Here is a 26,247-nt window from a genome sequence, read left to right on the forward strand (position 1 = left end):
CCTTGCAATGACGTGTAATAACAACAATAAAAAATCAAATCAAAATAAGTTATGCCGATTAAAATTTTAATGCCTGCTTTATCTCCAACTATGACGGAAGGAAATCTAGCTAGGTGGTTAAAAAAAGAAGGGGACAAAGTTAATCCTGGAGAAGTAATTGCTGAAATTGAAACCGATAAAGCAACGATGGAAGTAGAAGCAGTAGACGAAGGTATACTTGCCAAAATAGTTATCCCACAAAATAGTCAAAATGTACCTGTTAACTCTTTAATTGCCGTGTTAAGTGAAGAGGGAGAAGAAAAAACGGACATTGATGCGTTTATTGCAAAAAATAATAGTGTATCACCGTCACCGAAAACAGATGCTAATCTTCCGAAACCCCACGAGAATATAGCTAATGTAGAAGAACAGGTAACAGTTATAAAACATGATGCTAGTAAAATATTCGCCTCACCGCTTGCAAAAAGACTTGCAAAAATGGGAAATATTAGATTTGAGAGCGTGAAAGGTAGCGGTCCGCACGGTAGAATAGTCAAACAAGATATCTTATCATATACTCCTAGCACTGCTCATAATAAAATAGTTAGCAGAAATCCTGAAGAATATCGTTTAGTACCAAATAATAATATCCGCAAGATTATAGCCAAGCGTCTGCTTGAATCTAAACAAACAGTTCCACATTTTTATTTATCTATAGAATGTAATGTCGATAAATTGTTAGATATAAGAGAAGACATTAATAAATCTTTTTCTGAAGATAAATCAACAAGGATATCGGTTAATGATTTTATTATTTTAGCAGTAGCCAAAGCTTTACAAGAAGTGCCAAGTGCCAATGCTAGCTGGGGAGAAGATGCAATTAGATATTACAGTAATGTCGATATTTCAGTAGCGGTAGCGATTGAGAACGGGCTTGTTACGCCGATAGTTAAAAATGCCAATCAAAAAAACATTCTAGAACTATCTCGTGAAATGAAAGAATTAATAAAGAAAGCAAAAGATAATAAATTAACCCCTGAAGAATTTCAGGGCGGAGGGTTTACCATTTCTAACCTCGGTATGTACGGTATTAAGAATTTCAATGCTATAATTAACCCACCGCAAAGTTGTATAATGGGTGTCGGAGCTAGTGCAAAACGTGCTATAGTCAAGAATGATCAAATAACTATAGCAACAATTATGGACGTAACTCTTTCTGCCGATCACCGAGTAGTAGACGGAGCGGTCGGTGCTGAGTTCTTGGCAGCATTTAAAAAGTTTATAGAGAGTCCCGCTTTGATGTTGATATAAGTCGTCATTACGAGCAGCCATAGGCTGCGTGGCAATCTCGTCAAATATCCTGAGATTGCTGCGTCGAAACTTTCAGTTTCTTCTCGCAATAACGTTGAAATCTCAACCCATAAACAAATCACAATAAAATAACATGCGTTTTTCAGATAATTTAGCAAAAATTTTAGATAAATACGAAAATTTAGGCAACAAACTATCTTCTGGCATTATGGGAGACGAGTTTGTTAAGGCATCTAAAGAATATGCAGAACTTGAAGATGTTGTAGCAAAAATTAAAGAATATAATAAGGCTAAATCTGAGCTTGAAGAAGCAAATAATTTTAAGCTAGAAGTGGGACTTGATAATGCCACTTTAGAAATGATTGAAGACGAAATACACACTCTTGAAAATTCGTTACCAAAACTTGAAAGAGCCGTAAAAATTGCTTTATTACCGAAAGATGATGCGGATAGTAAAAGTGCTATTATTGAAGTTAGAGCAGGAAGCGGCGGAGAAGAAGCTGCACTTTTTGCTGCCGTACTTTTTAATATGTATCAAAGATATGCTGAGTTAAAAGGATGGCGTTTTGAGATATTAGCAATTTCCGATACGGGAATAGGCGGTTATAAAGAAGCATCGGCGTCACTAAAAGGCAAAGATGTATTCTCTAAGCTCAAATTTGAGTCAGGCGTTCATAGAGTACAGAGAGTACCGGAAACGGAATCACAAGGACGTATTCATACTTCGGCAGCAACGGTTGCAGTACTTCCTGAGGCTGAAGAGGTTGATATTAAAATTGAAGATAAAGACTTAAGAATCGATACTTATAGAGCTTCAGGGGCTGGTGGACAGCACGTTAATACTACCGATTCTGCCGTACGTATAACTCATATCCCTACCGGTATTACCGTAGCCTTGCAAGATGAGAAGTCACAGCATAAAAATAAAGCAAAGGCGTTAAAAATTCTACGTGCTAGAATTTATGAAGAAGAACGACGTAAAAAGGAACAAGAAAGAGCCGATAGCAGAAGAGGGCAGGTAGGTTCGGGAGATCGTTCGGAACGGATACGTACTTATAATTTCCCACAGGGAAGAGTATCCGACCATAGAATAAACTTAACACTTTATAAGATAGACGAAGTAGTTAAAAACGGACAATTAGATGAGTTTGTTGAAGCTTTAATTGCGGATGATGAAGCTAAAAAACTTTTGGAGATATAAGTATATATCGTCATTGTGAGTAGGCATTGTTGCGTGGATCAATTTCACCTCTGTCAAGCCACGGGGGGTGACAGAGGTGAAATTGATCCACGCAACAATGCCTACTCACAATGACGATATACAGCAAAAATACAGCCTAATAAACAAATGAAACCACAAGCATCTATAAACGGTAAAATCTGGCAGCAGAAACTGATTAACGAAGATATAGTCACCGAGTTATGTCGTAGTTTCAAAATTAGTGATTTACTTGCTAGGATAGTATCATTAAGAGTAAATAATCTAGAGGAAGTAGAAAATTTCTTGACACCGAAAATCAAAAATTTATTACCTGACCCTTTTCATCTACTTGATATGGAAAAAGCTGTAGATAGAACCGTTACAGCTATTTTAAATAACCAAAAAATATGTATCTTTGCCGATTATGATGTAGACGGTGCTACTTCAGCCGCTTTACTTAAAAATATTTTTAGAGATTTAAATATACTATGTGATATTTATGTTCCTGATCGTATAGCTGAAGGATATGGTCCAACTCCTTTTGCTATACAAAAAATTAAAGATAACGGCACAGAATTATTAATTACGGCTGATTGCGGTGCTATGGCACATGAAGCCCTAAAATACGCAAAAGACGTTAACCTCGATGTTATAGTAATCGATCATCATATAGCTACGGAAATATTACCGGATGCAGTAGCTATAGTAAATCCAAATCGCATTGATGAAAAAAGCGAATATAAACATTTGGCAGCCGTAGGAGTTGCTTTCTTATTTGCAACTGCAATATTATCGAATTTAAAGAAGCAAAATTATTTCACGCAAACGATGCTTCAGCCTAATCTAATGAAGTATCTAGATTTAGTGGCTCTTGGTACTGTTTGCGATATGATGAAATTAACAGGCTTAAATCGTGCATTTGTTGCAAGCGGATTGAAAGTAATGCAACAAAGACAAAATATAGGGATTAAAACATTATATGATATGGCAGGGCTTAATGAAATACCAAAATGTTATCATTTAGGGTTTATTCTAGGTCCGCGTATCAATGCGGGCGGTAGAGTAGGAAAGTCAAGTTTAGGGGCTAATCTCCTATCTACTAGTTGTTCTAATGAAGCAAATAAATTAGCTGAAGAACTTGAAAAACATAATAATGAGCGTAAAGTAATTGAGTTATTAATGATAGAAGAAGCGATGGAAATTGCTTTGACACAACAAGATAGTAGTTTATTATTTATCGTAAAAGAAGGATGGCATCCAGGCGTTATAGGAATTGTTGCCGGCAAATTAAAAGAAAAATTTGATAAGCCGGTGGCAGTTATAGCTTTAAATGATGGGATTGGTAAAGCTTCATGCCGTTCTATTTTAGGTATTGATTTTGGTGCTGAAATTATCAATGCTAAAAGCAAAGATTTGCTAATAACAGGCGGAGGTCATGCTATGGCGGCAGGTTTTACCGTAACTGCTGAAAAATTACAAGAATTGCAGAATTTTTTTAATAATGCTTTTAGAATTAGTATAAATAAACTAGAAAATTATAAGCATGCAGAATATGATATTGATTTAACGGTTAATAGTGTGAATTTCCCTTTAATGGAGGAATTAAACACTTTAGAGCCTTTCGGTCAAGGAAATCATGAGCCTATATTTAAATTCGATGATTTATTTGTATTAAAAGCGGATATCGTTGGAAGTAAGCATATTAAATGTATGCTTGTTCCAAATAAGCGAGGCTTTGGTAATAAAGCCTTATCTGCTATTGCTTTTAATTCGGTAGGAACTGCATTTGAAGATGTTTTATTAAGCCCTAAAGCAAAAAATATTGCCGCAATAGGAACATTAAAAACTAATAATTGGCAAGGTAATTATACTATTCAATTAATTATAAAAGATATACTTCTAAGAGAATAGATAGACAAGTATATATAATAATAACTTAAAAAATAATAATTTATGAGCAATTTAAAGAAAACAAAAAATACTACAATTTCTAAAGACTTAGCAGAAGTACAAGAGTATTATCAAGATTATCCTTATCCTTTCAGAGACCCAAATCAAGAAAAAGAATGTTTACTTGCAATATGCGGTGAGTTCTTAGGAGAATTAAACCATTTTCTATATCAAGGAAAAGAAAATTTTAATAATAATTTTAGATGCTTAATAGCAGGTGGCGGCACCGGTGATTCGACTATTTATCTTGCCGAACAGTTAAAAGATAAAAATGCCGAAATAATATATCTAGATTTCAGCAAACCTAGCATGGAAGTAGCACAAAAACGTGCGGAAGTACGAGGTCTTAAAAATATTAAATGGATTAATGATTCAATATTAAATATACCTAATCTAAAACTTGGAAAATTCGATTATATAAATTGTACCGGCGTGCTTCATCATTTAGCAAATCCTGATGAAGGTTTAAAAAATCTAAAAGATTCTTTAAAACCGACCGGTGGTATGGGTTTAATGGTATATGCTAAATACGGACGTACCGGTGTTTATCAAATTCAGGATTTAATGAAAATGATAAATAAAGATACTAAAAGTCGTGTCGAAGAAGTAATGAACGGGAAGCTAATTCTAGATAATTTGCCTGCTACTAACTGGTATAAAAGAGGTTGGGAGTTATTTTCAGATTACCAAAATTTCGGTGACATCGGAGTTTATGATATGTTCCTGCACAAACAGGATAGAGCCTATTCCGTTCCTGAGTTATATGAATTCGTAGAAAAAGCAAGCTTAAATTTTGTTGATTATCTTGATCCTTTAGAGAAAATTTTATTAAGACCGGAAAATTATATAAAAGATTTTTCACTTCTACAAAAAGTTAAAAAGATGGATAAAGTAACTAGAGAAGCAATTTCCGAAATACTTACCGGTAATATTATTAAACATTCATTTTACGTATCAAATCAAAAAGATAGTGTAGCCTCTCTTGATGACCTTGATAATATACCGTACTTCCATAATATTGCCAATTTTGCTAAACAAATTTATGAGCATTTGGAATCTAATCCTTCAGCAGTAAATAATGCTATTAATTTTACTATTAATAATGGGATATTAAATAATGTTAATATCTCAATGTCGATATTTAGAAGCACTAAATATATTTTTAAATATATGGTAGAAGAGAAAAGTTTAAGAGAAATATTTGATGCGGTACGCAGCGAATTAAACCAAGAAATAAGCAATGAGGCCTTATTAAATGAAGTTAAAAACATATGCATGCCATTACTTAATACAAATGTGTTATTGTTAAAATCAAAGGATTGCTAGAGTTATGTGGATTGATTTATCCGTCATTGCGAGAAGAGGTTACCAGGGGCGTCATGAGCTACGCAGCCGTAAGCTGTGCAGCAGCAATCTCATGAAATAATAATAAACTTCCAAGATTGCTTCGTAATTTTCTCACAATGACCATTTACCGATTACCTGCTCGCAATGACGATTTGGGTTGACAATGTGCTATTAACGTTGTTAGTATGCTTTTACATATATAGCCAGCTCTTATAAGCTAACAAGATAAATAATTCTTCAAACCGCAAGAATAAATAAAACTTTCTAAAAATCTAATTTGATTCCTAACTTAAATAAGTATATTACTTACCTTTAAACTTAATTGCTAACTCAACTTTTCAATTATAATCTATTAATAATAAAATAATGAACACAACTAATAAAGAATCCACAGCAGAACTTAACAATACCGAATCCAATAACAATTATAATAATTTTGCAGAGAACGGTAATATTATTAATTTAAAACAATTAAAACGTAAATTACCGGAGGAACTACAAGCTCAAGCGGAAGAATTAAAAATTGAAAATATTAATTCATTACTTAAACAAGAATTAGTTTTTGCAATTTTGAAAAAATCCGTAGAGCAGGGAGGTTTAATAGTGGGAGAGGGGGTACTTGAAGTACTACCTGACGGGTTTGGTTTTTTACGTTCGCCGGAAGTAAACTACTTAGCAGGCCCTGATGATATTTATATTTCTCCTAGTCAGATTCGTCGCTTTGGTCTGCGTACCGGTGATACTGTAGAAGGTCAGATCAGAGCTCCAAAAGCCGGAGAACGTTATTTTGCCTTACTGAAAGTCAATAGAATAAATTTTGAAGACCCTTCTAAAGCTTATCATCGTGTTCATTTTGATAATTTAACCCCCTTATATCCTGATGAAAAATTAGGATTAGAACTTGAAAATAATAGTAAAGATAGTAAGGATTTTAGTACACGGGTTATTGAACTTGTTGCCCCTATGGGTAAAGGACAACGCGCATTAATAGTAGCACCGCCTCGTACAGGTAAAACCGTATTATTACAAAATATAGCACATGCAATTACAACCAATAATCCGGAAGTATTTTTAATAGTACTGTTAATAGACGAAAGACCTGAAGAAGTAACCGATATGCAACGTTCCGTGCGTGGGGAGGTTGTTAGCTCTACTTTCGATGAACCGGCAAGTAGGCACGTGCAGCTTGCAGAAATGGTTATCAAAAAAGCAAAGCGTTTAGTAGAACATAAAAAAGACGTGGTAATTTTAGTAGATGCGATAACACGTTTAGCTCGTGCTTATAATACCGTAGTGCCGTCATCAGGCAAAGTATTAACGGGCGGTGTTGATGCTAATGCTCTTCAGAGACCTAAAAGATTTTTCGGAGCAGCAAGAAATATTGAAAACGGCGGTTCGCTTACTATAATCGGTACGGCTTTAATTGAAACTGGTTCTCGTATGGATGAGGTAATTTTTGAGGAGTTTAAAGGTACAGGTAATTCCGAGATAGTTCTAGATCGTAAGATTGCCGATAAGCGTATTTATCCGGCTATTGATATAACTAGATCAGGAACTAGAAAAGAAGATTTATTAGTAGATAAAATAATATTAAATAAAATGTGGGTTCTTCGTCGTATTATCGATCCGATGGGTAGCAGTGAAGCAATAGAATTTTTACTCAAAAAACTTGACAATACTAAAACTAACGGTGAGTTTTTTGAGATGATGAAGAGTCCTGAACGTCCTAAGAACGGTCTATAGTCAATTGATACCTATATTGTGCTTCGTTGTTCATCGGCTCGCCTATTTATTATAGGCTTCGCTCCTCACGCCTGTCACAGTATAGGTCTGAATTGACTATAGTATTCTAAAAAAGTATATAAGATCATGAGTATAACACTTGATTATTTAATTGAAAGAAGACAAATAAAATCTCGTTTGTTAATTTGGAAGCTAGTAGCTATTATTTTAATTGCGATCGTATTCTTACTAGTCGGTAAAGATTTTGCTCCAAAAGAGGTTTTACCTATTAATAGTAATGAAGACTATATAGCTTCCGTATTAATAGACGGAATAATTCTTGAAGACGAAAAGCGTGACAAAAAGCTCAAAAAAATAATCGATGATTCTCATATTAAAGCATTAATAGTTAACGTAAATTCTCCCGGCGGTACGGTAGTCGGCTCTGAAAAAATTTATAATATTCTGCGTAAAATATCCGCAAAAAAGCCGGTAGTGATAGTTATGGGAACAATGGCTGCAAGCGGCGGTTATTTAATCTCTCTTGGAGGTGATTATATTATCAGCCATAACGGAACTATTACGGGTTCAATCGGTGTAATACTACAAACAGCCGAGGTAACGGAGCTTGCTCAAAAATTGGGTATTAAGTTTAATAATTTCAAATCGGGTGAATTAAAAGCTGTCCCAAATCCTACCGAAAAACTGACGGAAGCAGTGCGGGTAACCATTATGGAAAATATAGAAGATACTTATAATTTCTTCCTTGAACTTGTTTCAGAGAGGCGTAATCTTCCTATAGAAGAAGTAAAAAAGCTCGCAGACGGACGAGTATATTCAGGTCGTCAGGCTTTAAAGTTAAAGCTTGTGGATGCTATAGGCTCGGAAGATACTGCATTAAAATGGTTACAGGAAGTTCAGAAAATTAATGTTAATCTACTAGTTAAAGATTATCAATTAAAACCAAAATTAATGGACATAATACTTGAAGATTTTGATAGTATAGCACCTAGTTTTTTTAAAAATAGTTTTAACGGAATCAAAGCGATTTTTTAATAATGATTACTAAGAATTATTTAATAGATAAAATACATGATAAGCTGAATTATCTTTCTAAAGAAGATGTTAAAGATTCAGTAGATTTAATTTTAGATTATTTAAACGAATCTCTTAAAGAACAAAAGCGTATCGAAATCAGAAATTTCGGTAATTTCTCTATCCGCAAACACAAATTTCCTGAAAGCAAAAAATTCTATAATACGGTTTATTACAGAATGCCTAAAAATTTATTTAAGGAGTAAATAAGTTATGGAATGGGCTAAATATAGTACTAATAGAGAAGTGGCAAATAATAAAAAGCATGGTACTACATAATAATATTTTTTCCATGGCTCTTCATATTGAAGATTTAGAACTCTTCAAAAAAATATTATCGATAGATGGGAAGCTGATTATTCAAGCACTTAATATAGACTCTTTTATATATCACGATATTATAGGTAATGGGAAATATGATTCTTTTTTTGAAGCATTATATAATTACTTAAATGATAGTAAACCAACAATCATGCCTTTAGTATCTGAATAAGAAAGAATATTATCCTATTGTTGAAGAATTATGTAATGAATCTTTAAAGGAAAAAACATCATCAATAATGCTATATTTAGAAAAAGAATCTGATAATCACCCTCTACCTAGATGGGAATATGAAGAAACTTTAGAATATTATTTAAAAACTAGAAAAAATTATGATAAGCTTAAACCTGAACCCGAAATAGAAAGAAGCAAAGATGAACCTAATTTAAATTAGGCAAAATTAGATTTAAAATATTATGAAGAATCTTTAGACTATTACTGAAAGGTTATAGGGTAGGGTAATAAAATTTACCTCTCACTTGACATTATAATAATAGGCAGCTATCTTAAGTGTAAAATTAAAACAGGGTATTTATGATAAGATGTTTAATAATTTTATTTGCTTCTATAGCTTTAATTGGCTGTACCGGTCAAAAAACTACGAAACCCAAAGAAGTAGTAGAGCTTGACGTTGATCCAAGCTATGCAATTATGCAAACAATCGATAGTACTAACAGAAATATCGCTAGCACTACTTCATCTCTTCCGAGTACTCCGGCTAGATAGAAATGCTTGCTATTATTTCTTCTGCTAAAACTCTAAATTTCGAGAAGTTAGCTCCCAAGACGGAGCTGACGACTCCAATTTCCCTTATGTTAACTAATCAACTACTTTCTACACTCCAAAGCTATTCTGAGAATCAATTATCGAAAATAATGAATATAAGTGCAAAACTTGCACATACAAATAAAGAAAGATTTAAGGATTTTGATAATCAAGATAGTAAAGCGGCTATTTTTTCTTATGCAGGAGATGTTTTTATACATATATAGAAATTAATTAATCATGAATTAAATTTCCTGCAATCACATTTGCTTATTATATCAGGACTTTACGGAGTCTTAAAACCGCTAGATACTATTAAGCCGTATAGATTAGAAATGGCAACAAAATTAAATGAAATAAATTTAACAAACTTTTGGCAAGATGAAGTCACTAATTATATTAATAAAATTCTTGCTAAACAGGAAAATAAATATTTACTCAACCTAGCATCACAAGAATATTCATCTGTAATAAACTTAAATATCAATTAGTTAACGTTCATTTTAAAGAAAATAGGAACGGTAAATTATCAACAATCGGTATAAATGCTAAAAAAACTCGAGGGGCGATGGTCAAGGTTATTGCTAACAACCTAATTGACTCACCTGAGCTACTTAAGAATTTCTCATATTTAGGTTATGCATTTAGTACTCAACACTCATCCGATAACGAATTGGTGTTTATTAAGAGTTAAAATAGCAGAGGTGAAATACCAATAGAAATGCTTTAAGTTATTAACCTTAATTAAAAAATTAGTATTTTCTTTGCAAAATAGTGGATTTACTTTATAATACATGCCTATTTATTAATAAGTATTTATTATGATAAAAAATCCTAAATCTTCAGCAGTCTCAAAATTTAATCCTATAGCATAGTCACACAATAAAATAATAGAGTTTAAATCAAAAAAGTCTTTAATTGTAGCGGAGGAATGAATAGAACCATTAAAAAATGTAAAAAGTTCTATAGATGCCAGTGCAGAAATAGCAACAACTCTTTTAAACTCTTTAGATAGCAAAACAACAAAAAAATTGGGTATTCCACAAGTAACAAGCCTAAAACTTAATACACTAAAAACTTTATTTGATAATTATGAATATAAAAATATTCAAGAACATAAAGTGCTGAAAGAAGCCTTAAGCAAATATCATGTTGCATTAAAAGCGAATAAAGAAATTAGCATTTTTATAAGCCCCAAAACTTATAGTATTCCTATTGTAAATAAAGAACCCGAAACTATTAATTTTATAAATATTTTTCTTCAACTTCAAGGGATGATCACTGCTATACATTGCAGTATAATGAATAACCCATGTGGAAGTAGCAGAAAAATTATTTATAGATATATTGTCAAAAGCAAATATAGATTTAAATTTAATATATTCCCAATACGAATTTCAAATTCATAAAGCTTATACCAATACTTTATTTGAGTTAGTCAATCAGTTTATATCAATGGAGTATGGAGATAAAATTATTAAAGATTTAACACCTCATATAAAGCATTATTACAATATTACATATACGCTCTCTACCATGTTAATGAATAATAATCACTTAGATGAAGCTAAAGAATTGCTTACGGCAGCACTTAGCAATATCACTATAGATGATCAAGTAAATGCCAAAGATATATAGGTTGGTGTCAGTATAACTTAGGGGTTGTTTATTATAAAACTGGTCAGTTAGAACTTGCTATAAAATATTATAATAGTGCAATAGATAGGTTACCTGAAGAGGAAGAAATCATATATAATTTATGGACTATCTATGGTTATCACTCTGATTCAAAAAATATAGAAAATTTACTAAATAAAATGCCTGAAGGTAGCATTAAAGCTTTACTAAAATTAGGTCGAGGCTTAAATAATATCACCAATGAAAAATTAGAGACAATGAATTCTAAAAATTTATTACCTTACCACGTTCAAAGTTTTGAGCTTTATAAATATACTGCTAAATATAATGCTCTTTCAGATGAGAGAAAAACTGCACAAAAAATACGTTTAGCAAAGGATTTAAATATAATAATTTAAAAAACTGATGTCAATAATGAGTTACTTGTACTTTCGGTTGCCATTTATACAAAACAATTGGATATAGCACGTAATATATTAAATAACATTCCTAACAACGATATTGCTATTTATAAAAGTTAAAATTTATCTACTTTAGCAGCTTTTCCTGATCCACATTCTATAATTTATAATGCAAATACATTAAAAAAAGAAGAAATAACAGCAGTCCTTAATGCTGCCAGCATCTCGCTAATGGCAGAAGATACAAAAGAATTTGTTTCTAAAAATGCTCAAAACGTTTTACAAAATGTAGAGAAAGTTTTAGAAGACGCCCCTCAAAATGAAGAAACTTTAGAAATTGGAATAAATGCTGCTTTACTTAATAATGACATAAATAAAGCTAAGGAATATGCAAACCAATTAAGTACGGAAAAACAAGAAGAAATTTTTACAAATGATTTTGGAGAGGTTAATGACGCAGAGGATTTAGATCAATTATTTAAGCAATATGATGAAAATTCATCAGTATTATCAGCTTAAAAAAAACAACAGCTTCATATATTAAGTCATCAAATTACTCATTATATCACTTCATGGAATATTCCAGAGAAAGGGTATATTAAAAATACTGAAGCTACTTATATAGGTAAATATAAAGATCAAGATTGTTATAGTATTATTGATGAAAAAATAAAGAAAGCTGTTGATTCTTTACTGCCACGATTTGAGAAAGCTATGGAGAAAGGAATAATACATATCAATATTGGAATAAATGGAGTTAAATTTTTGAAGAAGAATGCTGTTGCAATAAAAATTAACGCCGGTAAACGTATATTAACGGATAAAATTTATGCAAACACAAGAAAAGAGTTATTAATAAATTTTGATTATGAGACCACCCCTAAAGAAGCTGAAGTATTTATTAACGGTCACCATTTGGAGATTTGCTCTACCGAAGGTTTATAAATTCTATCCTGAATTGATTTATCTATCTAATTGATATTCTCTAACCTTTCTTTGAACACTGAAAAGCCTCTACTTTATGCTGCGTTCGCCGTTTGATACCTTTGTAGAAATACCAAAAGATGGAGAATGGTGAGTGATAGTGGGCTCGAACCACCGACCTTTACGATGTCAACGTAATGCTCTAACCAACTGAGCTAATCACCCTTATAATTTTTTTAATCTTTATGTAGTTTTGGCTTTATCGAATTATGGGCCTTATAATATTTACAATTAAGATAAGTGTCAATTGATTAGTTTAAGTTATATGTTAAAAAGATTATATTGATAAAAAATAGTTGTATAATATATCAAATTTGATATATTATACATATGACAAAGTGGATTATAAAATTTATCAATAATGCTGCAGAGAAAAAAGTACAGAAGCTTACTTATGATCTACAAGCTGATTTTTTACATCTATGTGAACTGCTTATTGAGTTTAGTCCACATAACGTAGGGATGCCCCACACAAAAAATATAGAAGGCAAACTTTGGGAACTATTATTTAGCTATGGATAAAAAAATAGTTATATTGCATACATTTTATTAAAAAAACAGAAAAAACTCCTAAAACAGCTATTGCAATAGCTAAAACTTAAGATTAAAGGAAGGTTTTAATGAAAAACTTTGATGAATTTAAAAAAGAGTTATTATCAAACCCTGAAGTAAAAAAAGCTTATGAAGAACGAAAAATGGAATTTGAGATAGCAAGCACTTTAATAAAGGCTCGTCTTGCATCTAATATGACTCAGGCAGATGTTGCTAAAAAAATGTCTACTTCTCAAGCTCAAATAGCAAGAATGGAAAGCGGACATCATATTCCTAATTTCTTAAGCCTTCAAAAATACGCTAAAGCTGTAAATCAAAAAATTAATTTGTTGATTACCCCATAGGGTGTACTACTAAATCTATATGTAGTTTTTAACCCTTGTTTTTTTAAAAAATTCATTAATGTACTAGATTTCAAGCTTTATTTCCATTATTTATAATATTTTATTATTTAGTCTATAATTTTATGGTGGATTTAAAAACTAAAGCCTTTGATATTTCTCAAAATTTCACTATTTCTCTTGACGGTCCTGCTGCTTCAGGTAAAGGGACTATCGGTTTAATACTGGCCAAGAAATTTTCTCTTAAATATTTTCAGTCAAGTATTGTTTATAGGCAGCTTGCGTTTGACTGTATTAGTCAAAAAATAGATGTCACTGATATAGATGCGGTAATTGCTTTATCTAAAGAATTAAAACTCGACAATAATTTTGACTTAGAGAATGAGAATATAGGAAATATAGCATCGCAAATTGCCGTAATAAGTGAAATTAGAAATAATCTAAACAAATACCTGATTAATCTAGTAAAAACAACACCTAGAATGATTATGGAGGGTAGGGATATAGGCACCATTGTTGCACCTGACGCCGATTTAAAGATTTTTATAACCGCGAATCCTCAAATTAGGGCTGAAAGACGATATAAGCAGTTGCAAGCAAAAGGAAAAACATGTATACTCGATGAGATTTTATGGCAAATAATTTTGCGAGATAAAAGAGATAAAGAGCGAAAAGCTGCACCGTTATTACCGGCTTCAGATGCTTTAATTATCGATACTTCAAAGCTTTCGGCTATGGAAGTCGTAGAAGAAGTAACAAATTATATAAAGAATAAAATAACTTGAAAAAGTGCTATGTTATTTTATTCCATTTTATGGCGTTGTTGCATGGCTAGTATGTCATGCCTGCGTAGGCGGGGATTCAGTAACTAAAAGGTAAAAACACACTGGATTTTTAATATTAAAAGCTCAAATAGTTTTGCTTTTCTGGATTCCCGCCTACGCGGGAATGACATAGAACGCTTTTTTTAGCCATGCAAGAGCATCCAATTTTATTAACCTTTCAAAAAAATTTTATTAGCCTAGGCACTTTAGCTAATATTACGAGAAGAATATGTCAATAAAACTAAAACAACGATTTGTTCCACAACTTGCAGCAATGAATCACGAATTTGAAGAAGATTTCTCTAAAATACTTGAAACCGTTGATACAAGTCATATAAAAGAAAAAACGGTAGTTAAAGGTCAAGTAATCGAAATAAAAAACGATATAATTATTGTTGACGTTGGATTAAAAAATGAAGGTAGAATACCTAAGTCTGAATTCTTAGCTTTACCTGAAGTTGGGGACGTAGTTGAAGTTTTCATCGAGAAAATTGAAGGACGTAACGGCAGAACGATATTGAGCCGTGAAAAAGCAGTTAAAGAAGAATTATGGGGACAACTAGAAATCATGTGTTCCAAGGGCGAATTTGTCGATGGTGCGATTTTCGGGCGTGTAAAAGGAGGCTTTACCGTGGATTTATCCGGTGTAGTAGCATTCTTACCGGGAAGCCACGTTGACGTTAGACCTATTAAAGATCCTACTTCTATAATGAATATCAAGCAACCGTTTAAAATTTTAAGTATGGATAAAAAGCTTGGTAATATAGTAGTTTCAAGAAGAGCTATTTTAGAAGAATCACGTTCCGAAGCTAGAGATGAGATGCTATCTAAAATTAAAGAAGGCATGGTATTAGAAGGAACCGTAAAAAATATTACTGATTACGGTGCGTTTATCGATCTTGGAAGTGTTGACGGTTTATTACATTTAACCGATATTTCTTGGGGAAGAGTTAACCATCCTTCAGAAGTGTTAGAATTTAACCAAAAGGTTAAAGTAATGGTTATTAAGTTTGATGAAAAAACCAAAAGAATATCACTCGGTATAAAACAACTTGATTCTAACCCATGGGAAGCAATTAAAGCAGAATTCCCCGTCGGTAAACAAATGACCGGTAAAGTTACAAATTTTGCTGACTACGGCGTATTTATAGAATTAAAAGACGGGCTTGAGGGACTTGTTCATTCAAGCGAAATTAGTTGGTTAAAATCTAATCAAAATCCTAGAAAAACGCTAACTATAGGGCAAGAAGCAGAATTTGTAGTTTTAGAGGTCGATACTGAAAAGCATCGTGTTTCTTTAAGTATTAAACAATGCCAAGAAAATCCTTTAACAAAGTTCGCTGAAAATAATCCTGTCGGTACTATAATTAAAGCACCGATTAGAAATATTACGGATTTCGGTATTTTTGTTGCACTCGGTAATAATATGGACGGCATGATTCATGAAGGTGATATTAGCTGGGAAGATAAAGGAACGGATCTATTAAAATCATACAAAAAAGGTGACGAAATAGAATGCAAAGTTCTAGCCATTAATATTGAAAAAGAACAAGTTAGTTTAGGTATAAAACAATTGTCGCCGAATCCATATCAAGAAATCAGTGATGAATATAAAAAAGGCACAATAGTTAAAGCCCTTATAACAGAAGTTAAAGATGAGGGACTCGAAGTATTATTAAACAATAAAGTAGCAGGTTTTATTAAAAGAACTGAACTATCGGATGAAAAAGACGAGCAGAAGCCTGAAATGTTTCAAATAGACGAAGAAATAGAAGCAAAAGTTGTTTCTATCGAGAAATCAATCGGTAGAATTTTATTATCGGTAAAAGCTCATAAAATAGCAGAACGTCAAAAAGCTCTCAAAGAATATGGTTCTAGTGAGAATACTACCAATATGGGAGATATACTTGCTAATGCTTTAGAAGATAAGAAGTAATAATCTATAAGTCATTGCTAGGAGCAACTGTAAGTTTCAATGAAGCAATCTCAGGAGTTCTATGCTACTTCATGAGATTGCCACGTCGGTTATTAAAATAACCTCCTCGTAATGACGAAAAACTATTTAATTCATCAATTTCAGGAGAAAATGTTAATGTCGTATGTACCGATAGTAATTGAACCAACATCACGCGGTGAACGTGCTTATGATATATATTCAAGATTGCTAAAAGAACGTATAATCTTTGTATGTAGTACTGTTGAAGATCATATGGCAAACTTAATTGTTGCACAATTATTGTTTCTTGAAGCAGAAAACCCTAAAAAAGATATATATATGTATATCAATTCCCCCGGAGGAGTTGTAACCGCAGGTCTTGCGATTTATGACACAATGCAATATATAAAACCTAAAGTGGCTACATTATGCATAGGTCAAGCTTGTTCTATGGGTTCACTTTTACTGTGCGGGGGCGAGCAGGGGATGCGTTATAGTTTACCTCACAGTCGTATTATGATCCATCAACCGTCAGGAGGTTATAAAGGGCAAGCTACTGATATAGAAATCCACGCTCAAGAAACCCTAAAAATCAAAAGGTTACTTAACGAAGTGTATAGTAAACATACTGGACAAGAGTTAAAACATATCGAAAAAAGTATGGAACGTGATAATTTCATGTCACCGGAAGAAGCAAAAAAATTTGGATTAGTAGATAATATAATGTCTTCTAGAGAAGCTATGGCATTGTTAGCAAAATAAAGATTAAATTTTATAGATTTAGTTTTATTATTATAGTATAAGAGAATTAATTTGTTATAGTCAAGTCAGTGGGATTTGCACACCAGGAGCGAGGAGTTAAGCCTAACTAATAGGAGAACGACGAGTGACGATGCAGGCGAGTCCAAATCAATTGACTATATTGGGGTCATAGCTCAGTTGGTAGAGTGTTTGAATGGCATTCAAAAGGTCGGGGGTTCGACTCCCCCTGGCTCCACCATGTCTTATTGCTATTTCAATTTATAAATACTTCACACAGTAAACATATTATAAACTAAGGACTTTTTGCTTTTCAAAAAAAGTTAGATAATATTCAATCTTATCATAATTCCTTTTTAGATTAGTTTTAACTTACTTAGTGAATTAATAAGAGGCTATAAAATGCATAAAGTAATTACACAATTATCAGAAATTAAATTAATTGGTATTAACAGCTCGCACCTCAAACGCTGCAGAAATGAACGCTGATACTGCAAAAATAGGAATAACAATGCAGCGATTTTTTGCAGACAAGCTACAAGACAAAATCCTAAATAGAAAAACTCCGAAAAAAGTTTTTTCAGTTTATACAAATTATGAGAGTGATGCTACCGGGGAATATACTTACTTTCTTGGAGAAGAAGTTACTTCTTTTGAGAATATAGCTAAAGAATTTTCAACTCTTACTATTCCAGTACAAACTTATGCAAAATTTACATCCGATCCTGATCAAAGGCCTAAAGTTGTTATTGATATGTGGCAAAAAATATGGCATATAGATGCGGCAATGTTAGGAGGGGAAAGAGCTTACATAGCTGACTTTGAAATATATGATGAAAGAAGTAGTGATCCACATAATGCAATAGTTGATATTTATATTGGCATTAAATTAAACTAGGCTATATGCTTTATCGGCAAGTTTTAACAATAACTCATTTTCTATTCCATCCTCAAGATTCCAACAGATAGCTAAAATAAGCTGGACAAAATACCAGCTTCTAACCTCTTGTAATTTAAAGCCAAAATAATTTGCTGCAAATTCTGTGTCTTGCTCAGTATTCATGGCAAAAATCCATACTTCATTTATAGGATATCTAATTACTCCTTTAGGGTCAATGACTACCCATTGCTTATCATTTTGTAATATATTCTCATGATGTAAATCACCGTGAAGTAAAATTTGAGGTTCAGGATTTTGAAGAAGTTTATCTCTCAATTTTCTTGCCTTTTGTAAGTAAGTTTTAGGCAAATCCCATTCTTTATCCAAAGCTTTCAGCTGATCCTTGCTATTAGGGAATTAGTGCATTTTTGGTATAGATGCTCTGTGCAACTTGCTCATAACAGAACAAGCTATAGCAATTTTGTTATCTGATGAATATTCTTTTAAGGAAATACCGGATACCGCTCTCTCAAGTAATAAAGCATTATCTTTTTGGGCTAGAATAGTTGCAGCATCAAACCCTGAAAAAACTTTTAAAGCTTCCGTTTCGTTTGTTAGGTCTTTAGCAGCACAGCTTAGTTTCAATATAATAGGCTTATTATTTTGATATCCTGATAGAACATAATTGAAAGATAAATTATCTATAGGTGCAAGGACATAATTATAATTGGATAGCATCTGACCCTCTTGATTCTTTTGATGAAGATTTTGACGATTATGAAATCGTCCTGCCAAAAGCTTATAGACTTAAAGGTGATACTGTTCTTGGTAATGATGTTGGGATAGGTGCCGAAAGTATGATTATGCCAGGGATTAAAATTGCTGATGGTGCAAGTAGTAGGAGCAAGAAGCTTAGTAACAAAAAATATCGGAGCTTATGAAATTTGGGGCGGTAATCCTGCTAAATTAATTAAAAAAATTAAAAAGCGTTTTTCTGATGATGATATAGCAAAATTATTGCAAATTAAATGGTGGGATTGGAGCGTTGACAAGATAAAGCAAAATCTATCGTTGCTACGTAATTCTGATGTAGATGCTTTATGGCAGAAATTTGAGACCGGGTTATAACAAATTTCATACGATTTAATAGTTTTTGTTTATTTTTTTGTATAACAGGGTTATTAGGATCTAACTCAATAGCTAAATTAAATTTACCTAATATCTCTAATACCACTCCTTTATTAATATATGCACTTGAATCGTTAGGGTTTAATTTAATTGCTTCATGAAATGCTTCAAGAGTTTGTTCATATTGACCTGACTTATATAAATAAAACCCTTTATTATAATAATCTGCAGCCTCTAATGCCCAAATTATGTTAGTTTGAAAAATAATTAGCAATAAGCTAAATAATAAACAATATTTTTTCATAATTATTTCTCTATTTTTGATATGAAAATATAGTAACAAAAAACTATTTGCAATTGATTATAAGATAATTTTATGCTATTTAAGCAATTATTTATAATGAATGTAGATATATTACAAATAATTTTCCAATTCCTAAAATTAAAATAGATTATGAAACCTTTAAATGTTATTCTCTTAAGCTTAATTTGTTTATCTTATAACTGCTTCGCTGGAATCATCCCTACTTAATGACTTTGAATTAATAGAAGAGTATGCAAATAAAGCTGATAAAGATACTTTAGTTATTTTTGATGTGGACTAAGTATTGGTTATACCGACCGATGAATTTGCCTTTAATGCTCCAATTAGAAAAGAACTAACTAAGCAACTAAAAGCAAAATATTCCGAAGATGAACTTAAATACTTATTCAGCCCCATTTTTAAAATTCGCAGAGTTCAGCCTGTTAATTCAAATATGAAAGACTTAATTAACCACCTAGGACAACGAAATATCCCGGCAATTGCTTTAACGGGATGGTGGACCGGTAAACATGGTTATATAACCGAAATGGAAAAATTTAGATTTAAAGACCTACAACAAGTAGATATTTCTTTTATCAATACTTCACCTTTTAAAGAAGATATGATTTTTCTGGAATTTAAAAACAAAGACGGTATTCCTATGTTAAAATCAGGAGTTATTTTAACCGCCTCTGCAGATAAAGGTTTAGTGCTTAAAACTGTTCTTGAAAAATCAAATTTACCTTTTAAAAAGATTATTTTTATTGATGATAGTTTAAAAATTCCTTGAATCGGTTGAAAAAATTTGCCATGAACTGAATATTGATTTTCAGGGTATTCATTACGGAGCTGCTAAAATAGCCTCCTTGCCTATTCTTGATAAAGAAAAAGAACATATTTAGCTTTTAGATAAGGAACGTGAAGAAAGATTTAAAAGTAAATAAACTACTTTGATAAGTTTATACATAAATATATTTTTTCTAAAAATTACTTATGGGACGATTTATTATATCATAATTGAGATTAGTTAAATATGAATCAAGTTATAATAATCAACGGTCCTTCTTGTGCAGGTAAAACAACAATAGCCAAAGAAATTTGTAGGCAATCTAATAATAAATTTATTCATTTATAAATTGATAAAGCCGGAGCGTTTTATAGTACGATTTTTCCTACAGAATTTAAGTTTGCAGAAAATGAAGCCGGCACTGAAAACAATGATGATAGACTAAAAGGTCTTTTTAATAATAATAGGTTAGCAAGAAGAAAAATTGTTGCGTTGATAATGCTTACAACCGCAAAAGCATTATTAGATAAAAATTTTAATATTGTAATCGATACGGCACTAGATGGTCCGGATGCTCAAGAACTTGCTAAATTTTATCTTAAATATCTAAATGGTTACAAAATAACCTTTTTAGGAATCTTTTGTCCGGTTGAAGAACGATTAAAAACTAGAACTGACAACCTCTTCTTAACGGAAGATTTTGTAAGATTACAGAGTGGACAATATGATGTTTTTGAATCTTGTAGAAACTTCTATAATACTTGGTTCTATAGCTCAAAGTTATGGGCTATAGAAAATTGCCTCTAAAATATTATCTATTTAATAGGAAAGCCCGGGACGGGTAAATATACTATAGCGAAAGAGCTTAGCAAAAGCGGTTATGTTATATGTGATAATTAGTTAATTAATAATCCTATTTTTGCTTTGCTTGGATATGATGGTTTTAAGAAGATTCCAGAATTTGCATGGGATACAATCGGACGTATTAGAGATCATGTTTTTGAGTTTATCGTGCAAGAACCTTTTAATAGTTATATATTAACCAATGTCTTAGAAGATAATCAAGGTGATCATAAGCTTTTTAAGCAAGTAGAAAATATGGCCTTGCAGCGTGACTCTCTTGTTGTACCGGTAAAACTACTTATTTCAGTAGAGGAAAATAATAAACGAATACAAAGGCCCGATAGAGTTTTGCGTTATAAATCTTTGAGTATTGAAGGAAACGCAGAGTTAATTAATATAACGCATCCTCATTTGTTAGAAATAGATGTTAGTGATCTAACAGCAAGTACTTTAGCAGAGAAGATTTTAGAGCATACAAATAATATTGAGTAAATGAATAATATTTTAGATTACAAATCATACTACGATTTAATTGAGAATCTGAAGCTAGAAATCAAGCAAACACGAATTCGTGCACATTTAAGTGTAAATAAAGAATTGATAAAACTATATTGAAATATTGGTTTTTAAATAATTAAACGTCAAAAGCTTGAGAAGTGGGGAGCAAAAGTTATAGAAAATATTTCTAAAGACTTATTAAAAGAATTTCCTGAAATGAAAAGATTATCTTATCAAAATATTTCTTATATGAGGCAATTTGCTGAAGAATATAACGATGAACAAATCCTCCAACAGCCTGTTGGAGAAATTCCCTGGGGATATCGTATAGTCATTTTCTCAAAAGTTAAAAATCATACTGAAAGGCTTTAGTATGCACACAAAACTATAGAAAACGGTTGGTCACGTAACGTACTAACCTTGCAAATTAAAAGCAATTTATGCGCAAGATCAGGAAAAAGTATAAATAATTTTGGACATACTTTACCGGCAATGCAGTCTGATTTAGCAAGATCAATTATAAAAAATCCTTATAATTTAGAATTTCTAGATATTAAAGAAAATATTTTAGAACGGGAACTAGAAAATAAGCTAATAGATAATATTAAGGATTTTTTATTAGAACTCGGTCAAGATTTTGCATTTATAGGTAATCAATACCATATAGAATTAGAAGAAGAGGATTATTACTTAGATTTAGTTTTTTATCATGTTAAACTTAAATGCTATGTTGTTATTGAATTAAAAGCAGGTAAATTTAAACCGGAATATGCAGAAAAACTAAATTTTTATTTAAATTTAGTAGATCATAAAATTAAAGATGAAACTGATAATCCTACAATTGGAATAATTCTATGTGAAGAAAAACGCAATATTATAGTAGAATACGCTATAGAAAGCTTGCAAAAACCTATAGGAATAGCACAATTTAAATTAACCAATTACCTACGAAATTAAAAAGCTATTTACCTAGTCCAAAAGATTTAGCTAGGTTAAAGAAACGAAGAGAAAAAGGATAATTATGAGTAGTGTAAATATTAGTTTAGCAACTCCTGATAATATTACAAATATTTTACCTTTGATGGCTCAACTTGGCTATCCTTCTAGTTCAGAAGAATTAACAGCACGTTTTAAGAATTTTATAAATCGTGAGGGGTATGGTGTTGCTTTAGCTAGTTTAGATAATAAAATAGTGGGATTTATTGCTTGGTCTAAATCGCTGCTTTTCGTCTCAGATAAAACTAGAATTCATATTGAAGCTTTAGTTATTGATGAGAATTATCGGGGAAAGCAAATAGGTAAAAAGCTTATGGAATATTTAGAAGAAATAGCAAAAAATATAGCCCCGTAATCGTTGATCTTACTTCTGGTTATCGACGTGCTAAAGACAGTATGCATATATTTTATGAAGTGCTAGGTTATCATAATTCCGGAGAAATGGCTAAATTATATTTAAGAAAAGAGTTATGAAGAATGAATCTGTAAAGAATATACGTTTAACCACTGCAACCGTTGCTGATTACCCTCTAATCCAAAATATGGTACGGTTTTATATATATGATATATCGCGTTATTGTGGGTTTGAATCAGATGAATATGATTGGACATTGCCACGAGATGGTTTATATGAAGCTGATGATTACAAAAAATATTTTATAGAAACGGATAGGAAAGCCTATTGAATTAAAGTAAATGACGAAATAGCAGGTTTTATATTGCTTAATAAGGTTGGAACGCATTATAAAATCGATTGGAATATGGGGGAATTTTTTATTATAGCAAGATTTCAAAATAAAGGAGTTGGTAGGCAAGTAGCTAAGCAAATTTGGCAAATGCATAAAGGATTATGGGAAGTTGCGGTTATTCCTGAAAATAAACCGGCATTAATATTTTGGCGGAAAGTCATTAACGAATTTACCAAAGGTAATTTATCTTGAAGAAGTTAACCTTGTTCAAATGATTGGATTATAAGGCCGAAAGAGTTATTTTTGAATTTGGTGCCAATATATTATGAATATAAATTTTACTACAACCTAATCTCTGCTTTTGCTAAATCTTTTAAAGTGCGTGATCCGGTGCATAGCATGGTAATTTTAAGCTGCTCGATTATCAATTGTATCTCTTCGGAAAGCAAGCTTTCAGAAGTATCTGCTGCTTTTAAAAATTGACCGGCAAGTCCAAAAATGTTAGCTCCTATACGAATTGCTTTTGCACCGTCAATACCGGATTTTAACCCGCCACTGGTAATAATTGGAATATCTTTTGAAACTTCCCGCACCATTTTTAGAGAATCTAAAGTCGGGATTCCCCAGTTAATAAAGCTACTAGCTATACGGTTTTGTAACGAATTTGTAGCACGATAAGCCTCTACTTGACTCCAAGATGTCCCACCGCTTCCTGCAATATCAAGAACCTTAACCCCTGCGTCAATAAGACTCTCAGCAACTTTTTTAGATAAACCGTATCCTACTTCCTTAACAATTACCGGAATAGAGAGGTAATTAATCACTTCTCTTATCTTAGGTAACAGCTTTTCCCAGTTTCTATTACCTTCCGGCTGAGTCAGTTCCTGTAACACGTTTAAGTGTAAAATTAAGGCATCGGCTTTAATAGCATCCACTAAATACTGACATTCTTTAGGTGTCACTCCGTAATTAAGCTGTACTGCACCGATATTGGCTAGTAAAGGGATATCGGGAGCTATATGCCTTACTGCAAATGTCTTGATTGTATCCGGTTCCGTTAACAAAACCCGCATAGAGCCAAGCCCCATAGCAATACCGGCTTTTTGAGCGACCTGTGCAAGTCTATAGTTAATATCTCTAGCTCTAGTCGTGCCTCCGGTCATACTAGAAATTAGGATAGGTGCTTGTAAAGATTTTCCGAGGAAAGTAGTAGTTGTATTTACGCTATCGTAGTTAATTTCCGGTAATGCATTGTGAATAAATTGAATAGATTCAAAACCGCTTTTAAGTGTAGATTCAACGTTTTTCGTAAGATTAATTTCAATATGGTCTTGCTTTCTTTCTATATCTAAATTCTGATCTTTTAGCATTTTCTCACTAATTCTTTTTACACTTAATCTATATTAATATATCTAGGTTCTGTGAAGATTTCTAATTGATTTTTTATTTTGAAGTATTTTTTAGCGAAAATTAATAAGATTTTTGAAGGAATAGTTATTCATATTTCAAAAAAACTTATAATTTGCAGCAAAAAAGAGTCATAATTATGATTATTCTATTAAATGTCCACAGAACCCTAAGCATTAAAGAAATAATCAAGTGCTGCAAGTTTTGAAGGTAAGTTTATTAATGGGTCTGAACGCTCAAAATCATAAGCATTGTAAATTTGGATGTATCCTATAGGAGTACAGTCTGCTTCTATAATGTAAGCGTGTATATTTTTAGGCTCATTATTTTCTAGCTTATACCCTCTAACATAGCTTGAGTATTTTTGTTCGATCAATTCTAAACTCCATTCTATATCCTTATCCCACCATAGTTTTATATGTGGCATTTCTAGCCATTTTAAAAAAAGCAAAAAATGAGAAGTAGAAAGTGGGGTAAAGCTTATGTTAACATATTTCTTATCATTAAATAACTTGTATTACCTTTAAAATGCCCCGCTTTGAACTTTATATGCTCCGACCTGTTTAAAGCCGGCTTTACTATAAACATGTATAGCTCGTGGATTATTTTCATCAGGATCAATAAAGAAAGTATCGCTTAGTGGATCAATATATTTGTGGTAAAATTTTATAAAAGCTGCTAAAATAGAGCTAGCAAGCCCTTGGCCTAAGAAGTTTTTATTAACTATACCGAAATCAAGAGTTATCGTATGACCTGATTTAGACAAGTATTTTCGTTGAATATCAGATAAATTGTGGTCTTTTTCAAGGCTATCCGATAATATAAAACAAAACGGTTCATTATTTATAAAACCAATCCAATAATTAGTTGTCCCGCAAAAATAATGCTGTTTTCTGCCGGTAATAAAATTCAAAATGTCATTCTTATGTTCTTGACTATTGTCCCAAAATTCTTTTATATGAGGCTCTTCTAACCAATTAAAAATAATTTCTTTATGAGTTAAATTAGCTTGCTCGAAATGTCTATTCATATATAATCTATAATGTGGATAGATTTAGAAAAAATATAATTAGTATATATAAAGAGCAAGGGGAAATCTGGCTTGAAAAATTACCTGAAATTGTAGCAGAATTAGCTAGAGAATGGAACCTATCTAAGCTTGCGTTCCACCCATCATAAATTTAACGCCAGTAGTAATTGAGCAAAACTTGCCTATAACAAGCTTATCAATTTCATCAGACTTATAGCGATTATCCTCTGCATCTAAGTACATAACGTAATCATCAAATGCAGTGCCGTGATAATAACCTGAATAATAAGAATAATCGCCTGCGAGGGTGTCAGGAAGTTTGTGTAAGTTGTAAAAATAGTTAAGAATAAAATTAATTAATAAAAACAACTTACATGGAGCTAATATGAAAAATAAGAGCAAAGTATCAAATCCCACTATAGAAAAACTAGTATCAGAAATATTATCCCAAAATGATACATCTGAAATTTTTGGTAAAGAAGGAATATTTCAGGAATTTAAAAAACAGATAGTAAATAAGATTTTAGAAAAAGAGATGGAATCTCATATAGGTTATGA

General features: G+C 32.0%; 35 protein-coding genes, 2 tRNA genes and 5 pseudogenes. 34 read left to right on the forward strand and 8 right to left on the reverse strand.

Features of this window, described 5'->3' with window-relative positions:
* The first annotated feature begins 51 nt into the window (after positions 1–51).
* From O6R16_RS05345 to O6R16_RS05395, 11 genes and pseudogenes are all read left to right on the forward strand, one after another.
* On the forward strand, positions 52–1,290 hold the full coding sequence (locus O6R16_RS05345) for a pyruvate dehydrogenase complex dihydrolipoamide acetyltransferase (protein ID WP_499680311.1): 1,239 nt from the start codon (positions 52–54) through the stop codon (positions 1,288–1,290).
* A 133-nt stretch (positions 1,291–1,423) separates the two neighbouring features.
* The gene (gene prfA, locus O6R16_RS05350; RefSeq protein WP_499680312.1) at positions 1,424–2,491 is read left to right on the forward strand and encodes a peptide chain release factor 1; all 1,068 of its coding nucleotides are present in this window, start codon (positions 1,424–1,426) and stop codon (positions 2,489–2,491) included.
* Positions 2,492–2,638: 147 nt separating this feature from the next.
* A complete protein-coding gene (gene recJ / locus O6R16_RS05355) occupies positions 2,639–4,402 on the forward strand; it encodes a single-stranded-DNA-specific exonuclease RecJ (RefSeq protein ID WP_499680313.1) in 1,764 nt (587 codons plus the stop codon).
* 42 nt (positions 4,403–4,444) lie between these two features.
* Positions 4,445–5,767 (forward strand): class I SAM-dependent methyltransferase, encoded by a 1,323-nt coding sequence (locus tag O6R16_RS05360; protein ID WP_499680314.1) that lies wholly within the window; start codon positions 4,445–4,447, stop codon positions 5,765–5,767.
* Positions 5,768–6,154: 387 nt separating this feature from the next.
* A complete protein-coding gene (gene rho / locus O6R16_RS05365; protein ID WP_499680315.1) occupies positions 6,155–7,531 on the forward strand; it encodes a transcription termination factor Rho in 1,377 nt (458 codons plus the stop codon).
* A gap of 126 nt (positions 7,532–7,657) precedes the next feature.
* Positions 7,658–8,566 (forward strand): signal peptide peptidase SppA, encoded by a 909-nt coding sequence (sppA, locus tag O6R16_RS05370; protein WP_499680316.1) that lies wholly within the window; start codon positions 7,658–7,660, stop codon positions 8,564–8,566.
* Positions 8,567–8,568: 2 nt separating this feature from the next.
* The gene (locus O6R16_RS05375; RefSeq protein WP_499680317.1) at positions 8,569–8,811 is read left to right on the forward strand and encodes an HU family DNA-binding protein; all 243 of its coding nucleotides are present in this window, start codon (positions 8,569–8,571) and stop codon (positions 8,809–8,811) included.
* Positions 8,812–8,897: 86 nt separating this feature from the next.
* Complete coding sequence (locus O6R16_RS05380; RefSeq protein ID WP_499680318.1) at positions 8,898–9,098, forward strand: hypothetical protein; 201 nt, start codon at positions 8,898–8,900, stop codon at positions 9,096–9,098.
* Positions 9,099–9,165: 67 nt separating this feature from the next.
* Complete coding sequence (locus O6R16_RS05385) at positions 9,166–9,321, forward strand: hypothetical protein (protein WP_499680319.1); 156 nt, start codon at positions 9,166–9,168, stop codon at positions 9,319–9,321.
* Between the two features lie 140 nt (positions 9,322–9,461).
* The gene (locus O6R16_RS05390) at positions 9,462–9,653 is read left to right on the forward strand and encodes a hypothetical protein (protein ID WP_499680320.1); all 192 of its coding nucleotides are present in this window, start codon (positions 9,462–9,464) and stop codon (positions 9,651–9,653) included.
* A gap of 2 nt (positions 9,654–9,655) precedes the next feature.
* Positions 9,656–10,386 (forward strand): annotated as a pseudogene (locus O6R16_RS05395) (YaaA family protein).
* Between the two features lie 111 nt (positions 10,387–10,497).
* Here O6R16_RS05395 and O6R16_RS05400 read toward each other — a convergent pair.
* Positions 10,498–10,710 carry a hypothetical protein gene (locus tag O6R16_RS05400; protein WP_499680321.1) on the reverse strand — a complete coding sequence of 71 codons (213 nt, stop codon included), beginning with the start codon at positions 10,708–10,710 and terminating at the stop codon, positions 10,498–10,500.
* 296 nt (positions 10,711–11,006) lie between these two features.
* Between O6R16_RS05400 and O6R16_RS05405 the strand changes: the two genes are divergently transcribed.
* The 5 genes and pseudogenes from O6R16_RS05405 (at position 11,007) to O6R16_RS05425 (ending at position 12,676) form a co-directional block, all read left to right on the forward strand.
* Complete coding sequence (locus tag O6R16_RS05405; protein WP_499680322.1) at positions 11,007–11,330, forward strand: hypothetical protein; 324 nt, start codon at positions 11,007–11,009, stop codon at positions 11,328–11,330.
* Positions 11,327–11,416: pseudogene (locus tag O6R16_RS05410) on the forward strand (tetratricopeptide repeat protein); the annotation flags it as partial. The gene O6R16_RS05405 and the pseudogene O6R16_RS05410, both read left to right, overlap by 4 nt.
* Before the next feature lie 93 nt (positions 11,417–11,509).
* Positions 11,510–11,728: a hypothetical protein gene (locus tag O6R16_RS05415; RefSeq protein ID WP_499680323.1), complete on the forward strand. Its 219-nt coding sequence runs from the start codon at positions 11,510–11,512 to the stop codon at positions 11,726–11,728.
* A 234-nt stretch (positions 11,729–11,962) separates the two neighbouring features.
* Positions 11,963–12,250 (forward strand): hypothetical protein, encoded by a 288-nt coding sequence (locus O6R16_RS05420; RefSeq protein WP_499680324.1) that lies wholly within the window; start codon positions 11,963–11,965, stop codon positions 12,248–12,250.
* Positions 12,251–12,496: 246 nt separating this feature from the next.
* Positions 12,497–12,676, forward strand: coding sequence for a hypothetical protein (locus O6R16_RS05425; protein WP_499680325.1), 180 nt, complete (start codon positions 12,497–12,499; stop codon positions 12,674–12,676).
* 127 nt (positions 12,677–12,803) lie between these two features.
* Here O6R16_RS05425 and O6R16_RS05430 read toward each other — a convergent pair.
* A tRNA-Val gene (locus tag O6R16_RS05430) sits at positions 12,804–12,880 on the reverse strand.
* A gap of 165 nt (positions 12,881–13,045) precedes the next feature.
* On the opposite strand from O6R16_RS05430, the gene O6R16_RS05435 reads away from it, so the two are divergent.
* The 7 genes from O6R16_RS05435 (at position 13,046) to O6R16_RS05465 (ending at position 18,025) form a co-directional block, all read left to right on the forward strand.
* Entirely contained in the window at positions 13,046–13,237 is a 192-nt protein-coding gene (locus O6R16_RS05435) for a hypothetical protein (protein WP_499680326.1), read from the forward strand.
* Between the two features lie 98 nt (positions 13,238–13,335).
* A complete protein-coding gene (locus O6R16_RS05440) occupies positions 13,336–13,611 on the forward strand; it encodes a helix-turn-helix domain-containing protein (protein ID WP_032073378.1) in 276 nt (91 codons plus the stop codon).
* Between the two features lie 122 nt (positions 13,612–13,733).
* Positions 13,734–14,393, forward strand: coding sequence for a (d)CMP kinase (gene cmk / locus O6R16_RS05445; protein WP_499680327.1), 660 nt, complete (start codon positions 13,734–13,736; stop codon positions 14,391–14,393).
* Positions 14,394–14,661: 268 nt separating this feature from the next.
* On the forward strand, positions 14,662–16,368 hold the full coding sequence (locus O6R16_RS05450; RefSeq protein WP_499680328.1) for a 30S ribosomal protein S1: 1,707 nt from the start codon (positions 14,662–14,664) through the stop codon (positions 16,366–16,368).
* A 156-nt stretch (positions 16,369–16,524) separates the two neighbouring features.
* A complete protein-coding gene (clpP, locus tag O6R16_RS05455; RefSeq protein WP_499680348.1) occupies positions 16,525–17,130 on the forward strand; it encodes an ATP-dependent Clp endopeptidase proteolytic subunit ClpP in 606 nt (201 codons plus the stop codon).
* Positions 17,131–17,292: 162 nt separating this feature from the next.
* A tRNA-Ala gene (locus O6R16_RS05460) sits at positions 17,293–17,368 on the forward strand.
* Between the two features lie 237 nt (positions 17,369–17,605).
* The gene (locus O6R16_RS05465) at positions 17,606–18,025 is read left to right on the forward strand and encodes a GyrI-like domain-containing protein (protein WP_499680329.1); all 420 of its coding nucleotides are present in this window, start codon (positions 17,606–17,608) and stop codon (positions 18,023–18,025) included.
* On the opposite strand, the pseudogene O6R16_RS05470 reads toward O6R16_RS05465, so the two are convergent.
* Positions 18,017–18,745, reverse strand: a pseudogene (locus tag O6R16_RS05470) (aminoglycoside phosphotransferase family protein). The gene O6R16_RS05465 and the pseudogene O6R16_RS05470 overlap by 9 nt on opposite strands.
* Here O6R16_RS05470 and O6R16_RS05475 point away from each other — a divergent pair.
* Positions 18,715–18,948 (forward strand): LbetaH domain-containing protein, encoded by a 234-nt coding sequence (locus tag O6R16_RS05475; RefSeq protein ID WP_499680330.1) that lies wholly within the window; start codon positions 18,715–18,717, stop codon positions 18,946–18,948. The pseudogene O6R16_RS05470 and the gene O6R16_RS05475 overlap by 31 nt on opposite strands.
* 83 nt (positions 18,949–19,031) lie before the next feature.
* Here the strand turns inward: O6R16_RS05475 and O6R16_RS05480 are convergent, their stop codons facing one another.
* On the reverse strand, positions 19,032–19,439 hold the full coding sequence (locus O6R16_RS05480) for a tetratricopeptide repeat protein (RefSeq protein ID WP_499680331.1): 408 nt from the start codon (positions 19,437–19,439) through the stop codon (positions 19,032–19,034).
* Positions 19,440–19,743: 304 nt separating this feature from the next.
* On the opposite strand from O6R16_RS05480, the gene O6R16_RS05485 reads away from it, so the two are divergent.
* The 9 genes and pseudogenes from O6R16_RS05485 to O6R16_RS05525 all read left to right on the forward strand — a co-directional run bounded on the left by O6R16_RS05485 (position 19,744) and on the right by O6R16_RS05525 (position 23,504).
* Positions 19,744–20,229, forward strand: coding sequence for a DUF2608 domain-containing protein (locus O6R16_RS05485; protein ID WP_499680332.1), 486 nt, complete (start codon positions 19,744–19,746; stop codon positions 20,227–20,229).
* 243 nt (positions 20,230–20,472) lie between these two features.
* Positions 20,473–20,574 (forward strand): phosphotransferase-like protein, encoded by a 102-nt coding sequence (locus tag O6R16_RS05490; protein ID WP_499680333.1) that lies wholly within the window; start codon positions 20,473–20,475, stop codon positions 20,572–20,574.
* A 150-nt stretch (positions 20,575–20,724) separates the two neighbouring features.
* On the forward strand, positions 20,725–21,033 hold the full coding sequence (locus O6R16_RS05495; protein WP_499680334.1) for a hypothetical protein: 309 nt from the start codon (positions 20,725–20,727) through the stop codon (positions 21,031–21,033).
* Between the two features lie 291 nt (positions 21,034–21,324).
* Positions 21,325–21,561 carry a hypothetical protein gene (locus tag O6R16_RS05500; RefSeq protein ID WP_499680349.1) on the forward strand — a complete coding sequence of 79 codons (237 nt, stop codon included), beginning with the start codon at positions 21,325–21,327 and terminating at the stop codon, positions 21,559–21,561.
* A gap of 189 nt (positions 21,562–21,750) precedes the next feature.
* Positions 21,751–21,939 (forward strand): DUF1016 N-terminal domain-containing protein, encoded by a 189-nt coding sequence (locus O6R16_RS05505; RefSeq protein ID WP_499680350.1) that lies wholly within the window; start codon positions 21,751–21,753, stop codon positions 21,937–21,939.
* Positions 21,940–21,987: 48 nt separating this feature from the next.
* Positions 21,988–22,524, forward strand: coding sequence for a PDDEXK nuclease domain-containing protein (locus O6R16_RS05510; protein ID WP_499680335.1), 537 nt, complete (start codon positions 21,988–21,990; stop codon positions 22,522–22,524).
* A 64-nt stretch (positions 22,525–22,588) separates the two neighbouring features.
* A pseudogene (locus O6R16_RS05515) lies at positions 22,589–23,037 on the forward strand (GNAT family N-acetyltransferase).
* On the forward strand, positions 23,034–23,249 hold the full coding sequence (locus O6R16_RS05520; RefSeq protein ID WP_499680336.1) for a hypothetical protein: 216 nt from the start codon (positions 23,034–23,036) through the stop codon (positions 23,247–23,249). The pseudogene O6R16_RS05515 and the gene O6R16_RS05520 overlap by 4 nt, the downstream one beginning before the upstream one ends.
* 33 nt (positions 23,250–23,282) lie before the next feature.
* Complete coding sequence (locus O6R16_RS05525; protein ID WP_499680337.1) at positions 23,283–23,504, forward strand: acetyltransferase; 222 nt, start codon at positions 23,283–23,285, stop codon at positions 23,502–23,504.
* 89 nt (positions 23,505–23,593) lie between these two features.
* Here the strand turns inward: O6R16_RS05525 and fni are convergent, their stop codons facing one another.
* From fni to O6R16_RS05540, 3 genes are all read right to left on the reverse strand, one after another.
* Entirely contained in the window at positions 23,594–24,622 is a 1,029-nt protein-coding gene (gene fni, locus O6R16_RS05530) for a type 2 isopentenyl-diphosphate Delta-isomerase (protein ID WP_499680338.1), read from the reverse strand.
* A 206-nt stretch (positions 24,623–24,828) separates the two neighbouring features.
* A complete protein-coding gene (locus tag O6R16_RS05535; protein ID WP_499680339.1) occupies positions 24,829–25,086 on the reverse strand; it encodes a GNAT family protein in 258 nt (85 codons plus the stop codon).
* Positions 25,087–25,182: 96 nt separating this feature from the next.
* A complete protein-coding gene (locus O6R16_RS05540) occupies positions 25,183–25,689 on the reverse strand; it encodes a GNAT family N-acetyltransferase (protein WP_499680340.1) in 507 nt (168 codons plus the stop codon).
* A 14-nt stretch (positions 25,690–25,703) separates the two neighbouring features.
* Here O6R16_RS05540 and O6R16_RS05545 point away from each other — a divergent pair, with 14 nt between their 5' ends.
* Complete coding sequence (locus O6R16_RS05545; RefSeq protein ID WP_499680341.1) at positions 25,704–25,838, forward strand: hypothetical protein; 135 nt, start codon at positions 25,704–25,706, stop codon at positions 25,836–25,838.
* Here the strand turns inward: O6R16_RS05545 and O6R16_RS05550 are convergent.
* Positions 25,819–26,058, reverse strand: a pseudogene (locus tag O6R16_RS05550) (acetyltransferase); the annotation flags it as partial. The gene O6R16_RS05545 and the pseudogene O6R16_RS05550 sit on opposite strands and share 20 nt — an antisense overlap.
* Positions 26,059–26,247 lie beyond the last annotated feature (189 nt).

This window comes from Candidatus Rickettsia tasmaniensis, from assembly GCF_036857515.1.
GTDB classification, from domain to species: Bacteria; Pseudomonadota; Alphaproteobacteria; order Rickettsiales; family Rickettsiaceae; genus Rickettsia; species Rickettsia rickettsii.

Coding starts and splice junctions, on each gene's coding strand:
- cmk (WP_499680327.1), top strand. CDS start 13,734: ATGGTGGATTTAAAAACTAAAGCCTTTGATATTTCTCAAAATTTCACT.
- clpP (WP_499680348.1), top strand. CDS start 16,525: ATGTCGTATGTACCGATAGTAATTGAACCAACATCACGCGGTGAACGT.
- recJ (WP_499680313.1), top strand. CDS start 2,639: ATGAAACCACAAGCATCTATAAACGGTAAAATCTGGCAGCAGAAACTG.
- O6R16_RS05520 (WP_499680336.1), top strand. CDS start 23,034: ATGAAGAATGAATCTGTAAAGAATATACGTTTAACCACTGCAACCGTT.
- O6R16_RS05360 (WP_499680314.1), top strand. CDS start 4,445: ATGAGCAATTTAAAGAAAACAAAAAATACTACAATTTCTAAAGACTTA.
- O6R16_RS05500 (WP_499680349.1), top strand. CDS start 21,325: ATGGCCTTGCAGCGTGACTCTCTTGTTGTACCGGTAAAACTACTTATT.
- O6R16_RS05415 (WP_499680323.1), top strand. CDS start 11,510: ATGCCTGAAGGTAGCATTAAAGCTTTACTAAAATTAGGTCGAGGCTTA.
- O6R16_RS05420 (WP_499680324.1), top strand. CDS start 11,963: ATGGCAGAAGATACAAAAGAATTTGTTTCTAAAAATGCTCAAAACGTT.
- O6R16_RS05380 (WP_499680318.1), top strand. CDS start 8,898: ATGGCTCTTCATATTGAAGATTTAGAACTCTTCAAAAAAATATTATCG.
- O6R16_RS05540 (WP_499680340.1), bottom strand. CDS start 25,689: ATGAATAGACATTTCGAGCAAGCTAATTTAACTCATAAAGAAATTATT.
- O6R16_RS05535 (WP_499680339.1), bottom strand. CDS start 25,086: ATGCCACATATAAAACTATGGTGGGATAAGGATATAGAATGGAGTTTA.
- O6R16_RS05440 (WP_032073378.1), top strand. CDS start 13,336: ATGAAAAACTTTGATGAATTTAAAAAAGAGTTATTATCAAACCCTGAA.
- O6R16_RS05345 (WP_499680311.1), top strand. CDS start 52: ATGCCGATTAAAATTTTAATGCCTGCTTTATCTCCAACTATGACGGAA.
- O6R16_RS05390 (WP_499680320.1), top strand. CDS start 9,462: ATGATAAGATGTTTAATAATTTTATTTGCTTCTATAGCTTTAATTGGC.
- O6R16_RS05450 (WP_499680328.1), top strand. CDS start 14,662: ATGTCAATAAAACTAAAACAACGATTTGTTCCACAACTTGCAGCAATG.
- O6R16_RS05490 (WP_499680333.1), top strand. CDS start 20,473: ATGAATCAAGTTATAATAATCAACGGTCCTTCTTGTGCAGGTAAAACA.
- prfA (WP_499680312.1), top strand. CDS start 1,424: ATGCGTTTTTCAGATAATTTAGCAAAAATTTTAGATAAATACGAAAAT.
- fni (WP_499680338.1), bottom strand. CDS start 24,622: ATGCTAAAAGATCAGAATTTAGATATAGAAAGAAAGCAAGACCATATT.
- O6R16_RS05385 (WP_499680319.1), top strand. CDS start 9,166: ATGCTATATTTAGAAAAAGAATCTGATAATCACCCTCTACCTAGATGG.
- O6R16_RS05375 (WP_499680317.1), top strand. CDS start 8,569: ATGATTACTAAGAATTATTTAATAGATAAAATACATGATAAGCTGAAT.
- O6R16_RS05465 (WP_499680329.1), top strand. CDS start 17,606: ATGAACGCTGATACTGCAAAAATAGGAATAACAATGCAGCGATTTTTT.
- O6R16_RS05495 (WP_499680334.1), top strand. CDS start 20,725: ATGCTTACAACCGCAAAAGCATTATTAGATAAAAATTTTAATATTGTA.
- O6R16_RS05435 (WP_499680326.1), top strand. CDS start 13,046: ATGACAAAGTGGATTATAAAATTTATCAATAATGCTGCAGAGAAAAAA.
- sppA (WP_499680316.1), top strand. CDS start 7,658: ATGAGTATAACACTTGATTATTTAATTGAAAGAAGACAAATAAAATCT.
- rho (WP_499680315.1), top strand. CDS start 6,155: ATGAACACAACTAATAAAGAATCCACAGCAGAACTTAACAATACCGAA.
- O6R16_RS05480 (WP_499680331.1), bottom strand. CDS start 19,439: ATGAAAAAATATTGTTTATTATTTAGCTTATTGCTAATTATTTTTCAA.